Consider the following 13,384-nt stretch of genomic DNA (forward strand, 5'->3'; position numbering starts at 1 on the left):
ATCTATGTCAGATCGCACCGAAACCTCACCCCGCTCGGGCCGCCGCTTTGAGGGACAGGTCGCCCTCGTCACCGGAGCCAGCCGCGGAATCGGGTTGGGCATCGCGCAGCGCCTCAACGACGAAGGCGCCACGGTCGTCCTCACCGCCCGCAAGCCCGAGGCGCTGCAGGAGGCGGTCGCGCAGTTCCCTGAAGGCACCGCGATCGGCATCGCCGGCAAATCCGACGACCCGGCGCACCGCGCGGAGGTCTTCGACACGATCGCCCAGAAGTTCGGCCGCCTCGACGTGCTCGTCACCAACGTCGGCATCAACCCCGTCTACGGTCCGCTCATCGACCTCGACCTCGACGCCGCTCGCAAGATCCTCGACGTCAACGTGCTCGGCACCCTCGCATGGGTCCAGGGAGCCGTCCACCACGAGAAGCTGGGATTCCGGGAGAACAAGGGCCGGATCGTGAGCATCTCCTCGGTCGCCGGTGAGCGCCCGAGCCCAGGCATCAGCTTCTACGGAATCTCCAAGGCCGCCGTCTCCCATCTGACGAGGTCCCTGGCCGTCGAGCTCGGGCCCGATATCCGCGTCAACGCCGTGGCTCCGGCCGTGGTCAAGACGAACTTCGCCACCGCCCTCTACGAAGGACGCGAGGAGGAGGTCGCCTCGGCGTATCCCGTCAAGCGTCTCGGTGCGCCCGAGGACATCGCCGCGGCCGTGGCCTACCTCGCCTCGGCCGATGCCGACTGGATCACCGCCCAGGTGCTCACCGCCGACGGCGGCGTCATCACCGCCGGCGGCAGCGCCTGACGCTGCGGGCGTCTGACACACGGGTGCCTGACTCGGGGGCTTCTGACGGCGGGGACGTCTGACGTCGCGGACAGCGCCTGAGGTCGCCATTGCCGGGTCGCGGAGGCACTGAAGACTCAAACAGTGGTCGCAATCGGATACTTTCAAGGGCTGAAATGTATCCGATTGCGACCATTTCTCTCTGTGGCTGGCAGCTGCGAGGGTCAATTCATCGGCGAGTCCCCAAGCTCTTGCTTCGTCTTACTCCGCCGGCAGTCCGGCTACTCCTCCGGCGGTCCGGTTACTCGGCCGGCAGTTCGGTTACTCCGCCGGCAGTCCGGCTGCATGGGCGCAGATCTCGCCGTAGCGTTTCGCCACCCCCGCCGGTTCGAGTTCGCCGTCGGGGCGATACCACTGAGACACGCCCGTGCAGATCGTCGTGATCGCCTGAGACGCATCGCGCGGGTGCTCCGTTGTGAAGGTACCGTCGGCGACGCACTCTTCGAGCACCTCGTCGAGCAGCTTCTGCTGCCGGTCACGGGCCGCGATGTGTGCCCGCCGGTGCTGACCCTGCAGGGCGCGGATCTCGCTGAAGGCGATGAACGCCAAAGCCGACTGGTGGGCGTGGAAGAGCAGCAGGCATTCGACGAGTCGGTCGAACCTCGCCAGCGGGGTCTGCGGACCATCGGCCAAGGCTGCGATGCTGCGTTGCCACAGGTCCTCCATGGCCAGCCGGTCGATCTCGGCGAGAATCGCATGCTTCGACGCGAAGTGATGATAGAGGCCGGGCACCGACAGGCCGGCGGCTCCGGCGAGCTGTCGGATGCTCGTCCCGTGGAATCCTCCGGTGACGAATCGCTCGAGTGCGGCGTCGAGGATCGGCGACAGCAGCGGTGTGTCGTAGTTGCGCCAGTGGGTCGCGGATGTGTCGCTCACGAGTCGTCCTTGCTCATCAAATGCATCGTCTGAAGTCATCTCTAATCTACGGGCAAATCAGCGGGGAGATGCCCAGTGGATCCCCGAATAGGTGCCCAGCAATCCTCGCACAGGCTCTCGCCTGATCGTCGCGACTGATTCGCGCCCAGCTAGTCGACCACACGCCCGCCTATTCGACATGCGCTTGCTCCGTCCGCCACGTGCCTGCCCGCTCGGTCGCCTCTTGCGCCCGAAACGTTTCGTGACCTACGATACATTCAATACCGAGCGAGCGATCGGTCGGGTGGGTCAAAGTGCCGGAAGAGCACCACCTGCCCGAGTACGACGAGGTACGAAGGACGGACACCTGATGGCAGTCGAAGACACCGCCTCCACGGCACATGTGTGGACGCGAATCTATCCCGCCGGAGTCGGCCAAGACCCGGAGATCCACGACGAATCCGCAGCCCACGCGTGGCGCGCCCGGGTCGCGGCCTCACCCAACCAGCGTGCCGTTCTCTACCGAGGTCGAACCTTCACGACTTCCGACATCGACCGCGAAGCCGAAGCGCTGGTCAGCGGATTCCTCGCCCGTGGTCTGCACAAATCGTCGATCATCGGCATCTACCTCCAGAACGTCCCGCAGTTCGCCGTGGCACTGCTGGCGGCGTGGAAGGTCGGCGTCGTTCCCCTCGTCCTCAACCCGATGTACCGCGGCCGCGAACTGCGCGCACTCATCGACGATTCGGCCGCCTCGGCGATCATCTGCGACGAAGGCGACCTCGACCAGGTCCGGACAACGCTGACCGGCAGCTCCGTGACCTGGGTGCTCACGACGAACGACGACGAATACGCCGGCGACACCACCGTCACCTCGACCGATGCAAGCGCGACCCCCGCAACGTCCACCGGCGCCGAGGCAGCCGGCCCCACTACCGGCGCCGAGGCGGCCGATCCCGAACCCGGAATCACCGTCGAGGCGTGGTCCGACGTCCTCGCAGCCCACCGCGCCGACGCAGGGACCCACCGCGCTGACCTGCTGCCCGGCCTCGACGATGCCGGCCTGCTTACCTATACGTCCGGGACCACCGGCCCGGCCAAGGGGGCGATCGCCACCCACCGCAACATCCTTGCTGTGGCACGTTCGTACGGGGCGTGGATGAGCCTCGGCGAGGGTGACGTCATGCTCGCGATCGCCCCGCTCTTCCACATCACCGGAGCCGTGGCGTGTGCAGCGACCTCACTCATCCACCCGATCACGCTCGACTTCATCGGCCGCGTCAGTGCGGAGAAGATCGTCACGGCCATGCGTGAAGACGAGGTGACCGTGACGATCGGGTCGATCACCGTCTACAACGCTCTGCTCGAACACGAGACCGCCACCGCCGACGACCTCAGAAGCGTCCGCTACCTCTTCTCCGGCGGCGCCCCGGTGCCCCCAGCCACCGTGGAGCGGTTCCGGAACCGATTCGGCCTTTACATCCACAACATCTACGGCATGACAGAAACCGCCTCGGCGGTCATCGGTGTCCCACCGAACACCGAGGCACCCGTCGACCCCGCCACCGACACCCTGGCCATCGGGGTGCCTTTCCCGGGGCTGGAAGCGCGGATCGTCGACGTCGCCGACGGGTCCGTCATCACCGATACCACCGCCGGCGAACTCGAGCTGCGCGGACCGCAGGTCACGCCCGGCTACCTCGGCCGAACCGAAGCCAACGAGGCGGCCTTCGACGATGGCTGGCTGCGCACCGGCGACGTCGGTGTCATGGACGACGCCGGCTGGATCTACCTCGTCGACCGCATCAAGGATCAGATCAACGCCTCCGGCTACAAGGTGTGGCCGCGCGAAGTCGAGGACGTCCTCTACGAACATCCGGCCGTGCTCGAGGCCGCCGTCGTCGGCCAACCTGACGACTACCGGGGCGAAACCGTCGTCGCCTACGTCTCCCTCCGCACCGGTCAGCAGGCCGCCCCCGAGGAGCTCATCGCGTTCACGAAGGAACGCCTGGCCGCCTACAAATACCCGCGCATCGTTCACGTCATGTCCGACCTGCCGAAGACGCATACCGGGAAGATCCAGCGCAGACTGCTGCGCAATTCCGGCACCGAGGCGGCCCCGCAGAACTGAGAACCGTGCCGACGCCGAGGCAGCCCGCCCCGCCGTCACTGACAACCAACCACCCCCACCGGCCGTGACCGGCAGCCACCGACAGACAACCCGCAACACAGGAGAATCTATGAGCGAACACGTGACCGGACGCCGTTTCGAGGGCCAGGTCGCCCTCGTCACCGGCGCCAGCCGCGGCATCGGCCTCGGCATCGCGCAGCGTCTGCAGGCCGAAGGCGCGACCGTCGTCCTCACCGCCCGCAAGCCCGAGCCCCTGGCCGAGACCGTCGCTGAGTTCCCCGCCGGCACCGCCGTGGGCATCGCCGGCAAATCCGATGACGCGGCCCACCGCGCCGAGGTCTTCGACACGATCGCCGAGAAGTTCGGTCGCCTCGACGTGCTCGTCACGAATGTCGGCATCAACCCCGTCTATGGGGGCACCGTCGATATCGAGCTCGACGCGGCTCGCAAGATCCTCGAGGTCAACGTGCTCGGCACGCTCGCCTGGATCCAGGGTGCGATAGGCCACGACGGACTGCACTTCAGGGAGAACAAGGGCCGGGTTCTGTCCATCTCCTCTGTCGCCGGACAGAACCCGAGCGAAGGCATCGGTATGTACGGCGTCTCGAAGGCCGCCGTCGCCCACCTGGTCAAGACCCTCGCCGTCGAACTCGGACCCGATATCCGCGTCAACGGCATCGCCCCGGCCGTTGTCAAGACCCGCTTCGCCACCGCCCTCTACGAAGGCAGGGAAGCTGAGGTCGCCGCCGCGTACGCGGTCGGACGGCTCGGAGCGCCCGAGGACATCGGTGCCGCCGCAGCCTACCTGGCTTCGTCGGATGCCGACTGGATCACCGCCCAGATTCTCACCGCCGATGGCGGACTCATCACAGCAGGAGGCACAGCATGAGCCGGATCCCGACAGAGGTCGAGCAGCTGCGGTCCCGCACCCGCACGTTCATCCACGAGGTCGTCATCCCCGCCGAGCCCCACCCCGGCGACTACCTCGACGAGGCGGTCCTGGCTGAGCTCAAGGCCAAAGCGAAGGATGCCGGTGTCTTCGCCCCGCATGTGCCCACGGAATGGGGCGGCCAGGGAGTGCCGACCGAATTTTGGTCCCCGATCTTCCAGGAAGCCGGATACTCGCCGATCGGGCCCGCCGTGCTGGGCTGCATGGCACCCGACGAAGGCAATATGCACATGCTCGCCCAGATCGCCACACAGGAGCAGAAGGAACGCTACCTCGCGCCCCTGGCAGGTGGCGATGTGCGGTCCTCCTTCGCGATGACCGAACCCCACCCGGGCACGGGTTCCGACCCCTCGGCACTGACTACTCGCGCAGTGAGAGACGGCGACGACTGGGTCATCACCGGGGACAAGCGGTTCATCTCCGGAGCCGAGCTGTGCAGCTTCTTCATCGTCATGGCCGCCACCGACCCCGAGGATGCCGACGGCTCCGCGACCGACGGATCCGGCGCCGCGCAGGCGAAGAAGGGCCAGGCGGCTACGATGTTCCTCGTCGATCGAGACACCCCGGGGGTGACGGTCGGTAAGCCGATCCATACCGTCGACCGCACGATCGCCGGCGGCCACCCCTACGTCCACTTCGACGAGGTGCGCGTGCCCGCCTCGGCGATCCTCGGCGAAGCCGGCAAGGGATTCACTTACGCGCAGGTGCGACTCGCACCGGCCCGGCTCACCCACTGCATGCGCTGGTTGGGATTGGCCCGCCGCGCCCTCGACACCGCCCTCGACCGGGCCGAGCACCGTGAAGCCTTCGGCGACATCCTCGCCCGTCAGGGGCTCGCGCAGGAGCTCATCGCACAGTCGGTCATCGACATCGAGACCTCCGAAGCGATGATCACGAAGACCGCCGAGGTACTCGACACGGACGCGAAGGAAGCGAACTCCCGGTCCTCCATCGCGAAGGTCTACTGCTCAGAGGCCGTCTACCGCGTCATCGACCGCGCCATCCAGCTCACCGGCGGTGACGGGGTCTCCGACCGGCTGCCGCTCATCCAGTACCTCAATGACGTCCGCCCGTTCCGCATCTACGACGGAGCGACGGAGACGCACAAGTTCGCGATCTCCCGCCGCGCCTCGTCGAAGCGCCGTCGGCAGGTCGCAGCCGGAGCGCCGCGCCTCGACATCGTAGAGGAGGCCCGATGACCGAGAAGCTCATCGACGTCGTCGCCACCGTCGCCGAGGCGCGCGCACTGTCGGCTCCTCCGCTGCTCATCGTCGACGTCCTCACCGACTACCTCGACGCCCACGGCATCGGGACCGGCCCCGTCCGCTGGGACCGCATCGGCGAAGGCCAGTCGAATGTCACCTTCCGGATCCGCCGCGATGACATCGACGTGGTGCTGAGACGTGGACCCAGGCCGCCGATTCCGAAATCAACCCATGACATGGTCCGAGAGGCGAAGATCCAGCAGGTGCTGCGCGGCCAGGGCGTGGCGGTGCCGACGATCCACCACGTGTGCGAGGACGAATCGGTTCTCGGCGTGCCGTTCTACGTCATGGATTTCGTGCCGGGCACCGTCGTCACCGACACCCTGCCCGACTTCCTCGCCGAGACGGCCGACCGGCAAGCGCTGAGCGAGGCCCTCATCGACCGCCTCGTCGATCTCCACTCCGTCGACGTCACCGTTCCCGAAGTGGCCGCGCTCGGCCGCCCCGACGGCTACCTGCAGCGTCAGGTGAAGCTGTTCTCTGCCCTGTGGGAGAAGAACACTCAGCGTTCCCTGCCGCAGGTGAGCCGCCTCGGCGAGTGGTTGGCTGCGAACATTCCGGTCACTCAGGCTCATGCGGTCGTCCACGGCGACTATCGGGCCGGGAACGCCATGATCGAGTCATCCTCGCCGGTGAAGGTAGCGGCGATCCTCGATTGGGAGATGTCGACTCTGGGTGATCCGCTCGCCGATCTCGGATACTTCCTGGCCACGTATACGGATCGCGAGCATACGCGCACGGTCATGGACCTGACCCCCGTGACCGCGGAAGCGGGCTTCCTCAGCCGGGCCGAACTCGCCGCCCGGTATGCGGAGAAGACCGGGCTCGACCTGTCCGTGCTGTCCTGGTATGAAGCCTTCGCCCTGTGGAAGGCCGCGATCTTCAGCGAAGCGATCTACACCCGATGGCTGGCTGGGGAGGCGCCAGCGGCCGGCGGATTCACCGGGGCGTTGGAGACCGGAGTGCCCGAACTCATCGAGGCGGCCGACGCCATCGCAGGCGCCATCGCTTAGAAAAGAGCAGATCAGAGCAGTTCAGAACTACCACCCCGAAGAAGCAGTGGAAAGGAAGCCATGACCGTCACGACCGCAGAGACAAAGGTGCCTCTGCAGCTCAAGCGGCGATCCGTCGTCGCAAGCACCATCGGCAACGTCCTCGAATGGTACGAATGGAGCGCCTACGCGGTGTTCACCCCGTTCATCGCGGCAGCGATGTTCAACAGTGAGGACAAGGTCTCATCCGTCCTCGCAAACGCTCGGTGTCTTCGCCGTCGGATTCCTCATGCGGCCACTCGGCGGCATCGTGTTCGGCAGGATCGCCGACGTCAAGGGCCGGAAGTTCGTCCTCATCTTCACCATGCTCATCATGGCCGGCGGCTCGTTCCTCATCGCCGTCCTGCCCGGTTACGGACAGATCGGGGTCTTCGCCTCGCTCATCTTCCTCCTCGTGCGGGTGGCCCAAGGCTTCGCCCACGGCGGCGAATCGGCGACGGCGAACTCCTATATCGCCGAGATCGCCCCGGCACGCCGCCGCGGATTCTGGGGCTCCATCGTCTTCGTCGCCATCTACGGCGGCTCGGTGCTTGCCTACACGGTCGGCGGGGTCATCACGAATGTCTTCTCCGAGGCCGCTGTCAGCGACTGGGCATGGAGGATCCCGTTCGCGCTCGGCGGCCTGCTCGCTCTCGTCGCCCTCTGGATGCGCCGCGGCATGGTCGAAAGCGACGTATTCGAAGCCGATGATCAGGCGGAGGCCGTCGCGCCCGTGCCCGTCGACCGGGGGCGGGTCGCCCGCGCCATCGTCCTCGTCGTGCTCATGACCTCCGGCATCACCGCCGCCCACTACACATGGACGTCGTATGCCTCGACGCTGGCGATCACCGAACGCGGCATGGATGCCCAGACCGCCTACTGGGCGACAGTCGGGGCGCAGATCATCGCCCTCGTGTCGCTGCCGTTCTGGGGACTGCTGTCCGACCGGATCGGCCGTCGCCCGGTGCTCATCGGCTTCGGTGTGCTCATGGCGATCCTGCAGTATCCGCTCATGGGCATGATCACCGCCGCCGGCTGGTCTCTGTTCATCGCATCGACGCTGGCGCTGCTCGTCGTCTCGATGGCGGGCGCTCTGCTCTCGGCCGTGCTGTCCGAAGCCTTCCCGACGAAGGTGCGAACCCAGGGAATCGGCTTCGCCTACTCGGTGTCCGTGGCGGTGTTCGGCGGAACGGCGCCCTACCTCAACGGGCTGTTCAACTCGCTTGACCTCAGTTGGCTCTCCAGCGGCTGGGTGATCCTGCTGTGTCTGGCAACGATCGTCGCCGTGGTGAAGCTGCCCGAGACCAAAGGCAAGGACCTCAACGCGATCTGAGCCGGTCGTGGGCAGACGACACCTCTGCCGACAAACGGGTTGATGACCGAAGCACTCGTGCACGCATGCGTTTCTCGGCACTCACCCCGTTTCTCGGCGAGTGGGCGGGGCGCAGACCCGTTTGTCGGCGAGGGGGCGGGGCGCAGGCCCGTTTCTCGGCGAAAGGCCTATGCGCAGATCCGTTTGTTGGCGAGCAGACCCGTGCTTCGGCGCTCGCCCCGTGCCTCGCCCCGGGTCTCGGCGAGCGCCGATGCGCGGGCGATGCGCGGGCGGGCGGCGCCGCCGACCAGCGCCTGGACTCGAGGTTTGTCGGGGGTGATTTCATTCACTAGAATCAGAGGCGCAGAGCCAGCAGGCGCGGTTCCACACGGACATCGCCGCGAGTCCTGACCGGTGCTGCGCAGATCCGTGCAGGTTCTGCACACAACTTCATACGCCGCTAAGACATGACGTGGGAGAGCTGCCGGGCAGCCGCGACTGCGCGGGAACGGGCACGCCCCAGCCATCGCTGGAGCACCGGCCGACGCAGAAGCAGCAGACACCGAGCAGCGCCGTAGGTGCAATTCCCTCCCCGGGAAACTCTCAGGCCCAGTACCACCGATTGCAGGCAATTCTGAAGGAGCCGACCGGCCACCTCACCGAGGCGACACTCGCGAACGCGACACGTTGTCGACAAGACGACAGGCAGGCAGCAGCTCCGACAGATCGGGGAGGACTCTCAGTGATCGCTGCGTCCTCCGAACTCGGTGGGCGCGACACCGACCCTAGGACGGCAATTGACCAGTTCACTCGCCCACACGACGCAGGCAACAGGGGACACCGCACGCCCCTTCTCCGACCGCCACATCGGCCCGCGCACCGACGATGTCACGGCCATGCTCGCCGAACTCGGCTATGACTCCCTGTCCGCGCTCTCCAGTTCCGCCGTCCCGGACTCGATCCAGAACGAAGAGCTCGACCTGCCTGAGGGCCGCTCCGAATTCGACGTCCTCAATGACCTGCGCGACCTCGCCGACCAGAACGTCATGCGCACCCAGCTCATCGGCCAGGGCTACTACGACACGATCACCCCGGCCGTCATCCGCCGCAACCTCGTCGAGAACCCCGCCTGGTACACGGCCTACACCCCCTACCAGCCCGAGATCTCCCAGGGGCGGCTCGAAGCGCTGCTGAACTTCCAGCAGGTCGTCCAGGACCTCACCGGCCTCGACATCGCCAACGCCTCCCTCCTCGATGAGGCCACCGCCGTCGCCGAGGCGGTCCTGCTCATGCGTCGAGCCGTGAAGAAGGGGACGACCGTCGTCCTCGACTCCGAACTCCACCCGCAGACCATCGCCGTCGTCCGCGCCCGCGCCAAGGCCATGGACTTCCGCATCACCGTCGCCGACCTCTCCGAAGGCCTCGTCGGCGAAGACATCTTCGGCATCGTCTGCGCTCAGCCCGGCACCACCGGTGCCATCCGCGACTTCTCCGAGGCGGTCACCGGCGCTCACGACCGCGGTGCGCTCGTCACCTTTGCAGCCGACCTGCTCGCGCTGACCCTGCTCAAGGAGCCGGGCAGCCAGGGCGCCGACATCGCCGTGGGCTCGGCCCAGCGCTTCGGTGTGCCCCTGTTCTTCGGCGGACCCCACGCCGGCTTCATGGCCGTGAGGTCCGGTCTCCAACGTCAGCTGCCCGGCCGGCTTGTCGGAGTCTCCAAGGACGCTCAGGGCAAGCCCGGCTACCGTCTGGCACTGCAGACCCGTGAACAGCACATCCGCCGCCAGAAGGCGACGAGTAACATCTGCACCGCCCAGGCCCTGCTGGCCAATGTCGCCTCGATGTACGCCGTCTACCACGGCCCCATCGGCCTGACCCGCATCGCCTCCCGCATCCACCGGCTCGCCCGCGCGTTCGCAGGTGCCGCGGATACCGCCCCCGGCGCCGAGGTGGCCACCTGGGAGTTCTTCGACACCGTCGCCCTGCGTGTGGCCGATGCCGAAGCTGCCCGCGCCGTCGCCGACCAGGCCGGATTCAACATCCGCGTCATCGACAGCACGACCGTCGGCGTCTCCTTCGGCGAACCCCACACGGTCGCCGATGTCAACGGTCTGCTCGAGGCTCTGGGCATCTACGCCCGAGTCGATGAGTCCGAGTTCGAAGCCGCCTCGGCGGGGACCTTCGGTGCCAACGCCGTGCCCGAACCCGCATTCGACGCGAAGTTCCACCGCGACACCGAATTCCTCACCCACCCCGTCTTCAGTGCCCACGGCTCCGAGACCTCGATGATGCGCTACCTGCGCACCCTCGCCGACCGGGACCTCGCCTTGGACCGGACGATGATCCCGCTGGGCTCGTGCACGATGAAGCTCAACGCCGCAGCAGAGATGGAATCCATCACCTGGCCGGAATTCGCCTCCATCCACCCATTCGCCCCGGCCGAGCAGACGCAGGGCTGGCGCACCCTCATCAGCCGCCTCGAGGACTCGCTCGTCGCGGTCACCGGCTACGACCGCGTGTCTCTGCAGCCCAATGCCGGCTCCCAGGGCGAGCTGGCCGGACTGCTCGCCATCCGCAGCTACCACGTCGCCAACGGCGATGACGCCCGCACCGTTGTCCTCATCCCGCAGTCGGCGCACGGCACGAACGCCGCCTCCGCGGTGCTCGCGGGACTGCAGGTCCAGGTCGTCGGCACCGCTGACGACGGATCGGTGGACATGGACGATCTCGATGCGAAGATCTCCAAGCACGAAGGCAAGATCGCCGGCATCATGATCACCTACCCCTCCACCCACGGTGTCTTCGAACCGCAGGTGCGCGAGGTGTGCGAGAAGGTCCACGCCGCCGGCGGCCAGGTCTACGTCGACGGTGCGAACCTCAACGCCATGGTCGGACTCGCCAAACCCGGTGAGTTCGGCGGCGACGTCTCCCACCTCAACCTGCACAAGACCTTCTGCATCCCGCACGGAGGCGGCGGGCCCGGTGTCGGACCGGTCGCCGTGCGCGAACACCTCGCCCCGTATCTGCCCGGCGACGCCACCTCCGCCGAGCTCGTCGCCGGGGATCCGAACGCCAAGGAACTGCCGATCTCCGGATCGATGTTCGGCTCCGCCGGCGTCCTGCCCATCAGCTTCGCCTACCTCGAGCTCATGGGCGCCGAAGGCCTGCGCGAAGCCTCCCGGGCCGCGCTGCTGGGCGCGAACTACCTCGCGAAGAAGCTCGGCGACGTGTACCCGATCCTCTACTCGGGGGAGAACGGCCTCGTCGGCCACGAAACGATCCTCGATCTGCGCGCGATCACCTCGGCGACGGGAGTCACCGCCGAGGATGTGGCCAAGCGTCTCATCGACTTCGGCTTCCATGCTCCGACGCTGGCGTTCCCGGTGCCCGGCACCCTCATGGTCGAACCGACCGAATCCGAGGACAAGGCCGAACTCGACCGCTTCATCGAAGCCATGCGCACCATCCGCGCCGAGATCGACGAGATCGGCACGTCGTACTCCTACGAGGAATCGCCGCTGGTCGGAGCCCCGCACCCGGCGACCGTCGTGATGGATGACTGGGACGGCAAGTACAGCCGTGAGACCGCGGTGTTCCCGGCACCCGGGCTGCGCCTGACGAAGTACTTCCCGCCCGTCAGCCGCATCGACGGAGCCTACGGCGACCGCAACCTGGTGTGCTCCTGCCCGCCGCCAGAGGCCTTCGAAGAGTTCGAGGAAGAGGACAAGTGATGACTGAGAACACGCAGGGCGCCAACGCCCAGACCAAAGAGACCCCGCTGCACGCGATCCACGCCGAACTCGGTGCCTCGTTCACCGACTTCGGCGGCTGGGACATGCCGCTGAAGTACGGTTCGGAACTCGCCGAACACCGTGCCGTGCGCGAGGCCGCCGGCCTCTTCGACCTCTCCCACATGGGTGAGGTGCGCATCAGCGGTGCGGACGCCGCCGCCTTCCTCGACTACGCGCTCGTGGCGAAGTACTCGAAGATGAAGATCGGCAAGGCCAGATACGGTGTCCTCGTCAACGAGGGCGGGTACATCCTCGACGACCTCATCACCTACCGCATCGGCGAGGAGGAATTCCTCATCGTCCCCAATGCTTCGAACACGCCCGCCGTGGTCGCAGCCCTCAAGGACCGGGTCCAGGCCTTCGTCCGGGACGAGGCCCCCGGCGCCGATGTGCATCTCGTCGACGAGTCCGATGCCACCGCTCTCATCGCCGTGCAGGGACCGAACTCGGAAGCGATCATCCTCCGCGCCCTCGACGAGAGCGCTCATGGCGAATTCGGTCCGCGCACCGGGGCGGGCGACCCGGCGAAGGCCGAGGCCACCGGCGATGCCGAGGGGTCAGCCGCCTCGGCGGAGGCGGACACGGTCACCATCGGTGAGGCCGTGCGCGAACTCAAGTACTACGCGTGGATGCCGCTGACGATCGCCGGGATCGACCTCATGCTCGCTCGCACCGGGTACACCGGTGAGGACGGGTTCGAACTCTATGCCCCGAACATCGGCGCCGCCCGCCTGTGGGAGACCCTGGTGACCTCGGGCGTCGACTACGGGCTCGTGCCGTGCGGGCTGGCCGCACGCGATTCGCTGCGCCTGGAAGCGGGCATGCCGCTCTACGGCAACGAACTCGACGAGAACACCACGCCCTACGACGCGGGGCTGGGCCGGATGATCGGGTTCAAGACGAAGGAGAACTTCTTCGCCCGTGAGGCTCTGGCCGCGCTCGGGCAGACCGAACCGCCGCGCGTGCTCGTCGGACTGACCTCGGAGGGACGCCGAGCCGCACGCTCCGGCGCCGCCGTGTCCGTCGACGGCACCGAGGTCGGCACCGTCACCTCCGGTCAGCCCTCGCCGACCCTCGGCCACCCCATCGCTCTGGCCTATGTCGACCGGTCCGCCGCCGAGGTGGGAACCGCTGTGACCGTGGACATCCGCGGCAAGGCGCACGACTTCACCGTCACCGAACTGCCGTTCTACAAACGCCCGTCGAACTGAG

General features: G+C 67.1%; 10 protein-coding genes. 8 read left to right on the forward strand and 2 right to left on the reverse strand.

The annotated features are described in order from the left end of the window. Positions 1-4: 4 nt before the first annotated feature. Positions 5-799 carry an SDR family oxidoreductase gene (locus EB836_RS12060; protein ID WP_135540711.1) on the forward strand — a complete coding sequence of 265 codons (795 nt, stop codon included), beginning with the start codon at positions 5-7 and terminating at the stop codon, positions 797-799. A 300-nt stretch (positions 800-1,099) separates the two neighbouring features. Here the strand turns inward: EB836_RS12060 and EB836_RS12065 are convergent, their stop codons facing one another. Continuing rightward, a complete protein-coding gene (locus EB836_RS12065) occupies positions 1,100-1,714 on the reverse strand; it encodes a TetR/AcrR family transcriptional regulator (protein ID WP_240689928.1) in 615 nt (204 codons plus the stop codon). Between the two features lie 349 nt (positions 1,715-2,063). On the opposite strand from EB836_RS12065, the gene EB836_RS12070 reads away from it, so the two are divergent. The 5 genes from EB836_RS12070 (at position 2,064) to EB836_RS12090 (ending at position 8,402) form a co-directional block, all read left to right on the forward strand. Next, positions 2,064-3,824: an AMP-binding protein gene (locus EB836_RS12070; protein ID WP_135540714.1), complete on the forward strand. Its 1,761-nt coding sequence runs from the start codon at positions 2,064-2,066 to the stop codon at positions 3,822-3,824. A gap of 109 nt (positions 3,825-3,933) precedes the next feature. After that, positions 3,934-4,713 (forward strand): SDR family oxidoreductase, encoded by a 780-nt coding sequence (locus tag EB836_RS12075; protein WP_135540716.1) that lies wholly within the window; start codon positions 3,934-3,936, stop codon positions 4,711-4,713. Continuing rightward, complete coding sequence (locus EB836_RS12080; RefSeq protein ID WP_135540718.1) at positions 4,710-5,972, forward strand: acyl-CoA dehydrogenase family protein; 1,263 nt, start codon at positions 4,710-4,712, stop codon at positions 5,970-5,972. The genes EB836_RS12075 and EB836_RS12080 overlap by 4 nt, the downstream gene beginning before the upstream one ends. Next, on the forward strand, positions 5,969-7,051 hold the full coding sequence (locus tag EB836_RS12085; RefSeq protein ID WP_135540720.1) for a phosphotransferase family protein: 1,083 nt from the start codon (positions 5,969-5,971) through the stop codon (positions 7,049-7,051). Before EB836_RS12080 ends, EB836_RS12085 begins: the two co-directional genes overlap by 4 nt. Positions 7,052-7,259: 208 nt before the next feature. Beyond that, positions 7,260-8,402, forward strand: coding sequence for an MFS transporter (locus tag EB836_RS12090; protein WP_240689930.1), 1,143 nt, complete (start codon positions 7,260-7,262; stop codon positions 8,400-8,402). Between the two features lie 167 nt (positions 8,403-8,569). Here EB836_RS12090 and EB836_RS18200 read toward each other — a convergent pair whose 3' ends face one another. Continuing rightward, complete coding sequence (locus EB836_RS18200) at positions 8,570-8,731, reverse strand: hypothetical protein (protein WP_167854448.1); 162 nt, start codon at positions 8,729-8,731, stop codon at positions 8,570-8,572. 447 nt (positions 8,732-9,178) lie between these two features. Here EB836_RS18200 and gcvP point away from each other — a divergent pair, with 447 nt between their 5' ends. Together gcvP and EB836_RS12100 are read left to right on the forward strand one after the other, a co-directional pair. Beyond that, positions 9,179-12,112, forward strand: coding sequence for an aminomethyl-transferring glycine dehydrogenase (gcvP, locus tag EB836_RS12095; protein WP_135540722.1), 2,934 nt, complete (start codon positions 9,179-9,181; stop codon positions 12,110-12,112). Beyond that, a complete protein-coding gene (locus EB836_RS12100) occupies positions 12,112-13,383 on the forward strand; it encodes a glycine cleavage system aminomethyltransferase GcvT (protein WP_135540724.1) in 1,272 nt (423 codons plus the stop codon). Before gcvP ends, EB836_RS12100 begins: the two co-directional genes overlap by 1 nt. Position 13,384 lies beyond the last annotated feature (1 nt).

Source organism: Brevibacterium sp. S111, assembly GCF_004745075.1.
GTDB lineage: Bacteria > Actinomycetota > Actinomycetes > Actinomycetales > Brevibacteriaceae > Brevibacterium.

Bases quoted from the DNA above. Each gene is read 5' to 3' on its own strand.
- EB836_RS12075 (WP_135540716.1), top strand. From the start codon at position 3,934: ATGAGCGAACACGTGACCGGACGCCGTTTCGAGGGCCAGGTCGCCCTC.
- EB836_RS12080 (WP_135540718.1), top strand. From the start codon at position 4,710: ATGAGCCGGATCCCGACAGAGGTCGAGCAGCTGCGGTCCCGCACCCGC.
- EB836_RS12085 (WP_135540720.1), top strand. From the start codon at position 5,969: ATGACCGAGAAGCTCATCGACGTCGTCGCCACCGTCGCCGAGGCGCGC.
- EB836_RS12100 (WP_135540724.1), top strand. From the start codon at position 12,112: ATGACTGAGAACACGCAGGGCGCCAACGCCCAGACCAAAGAGACCCCG.
- EB836_RS12060 (WP_135540711.1), top strand. From the start codon at position 5: ATGTCAGATCGCACCGAAACCTCACCCCGCTCGGGCCGCCGCTTTGAG.
- EB836_RS12070 (WP_135540714.1), top strand. From the start codon at position 2,064: ATGGCAGTCGAAGACACCGCCTCCACGGCACATGTGTGGACGCGAATC.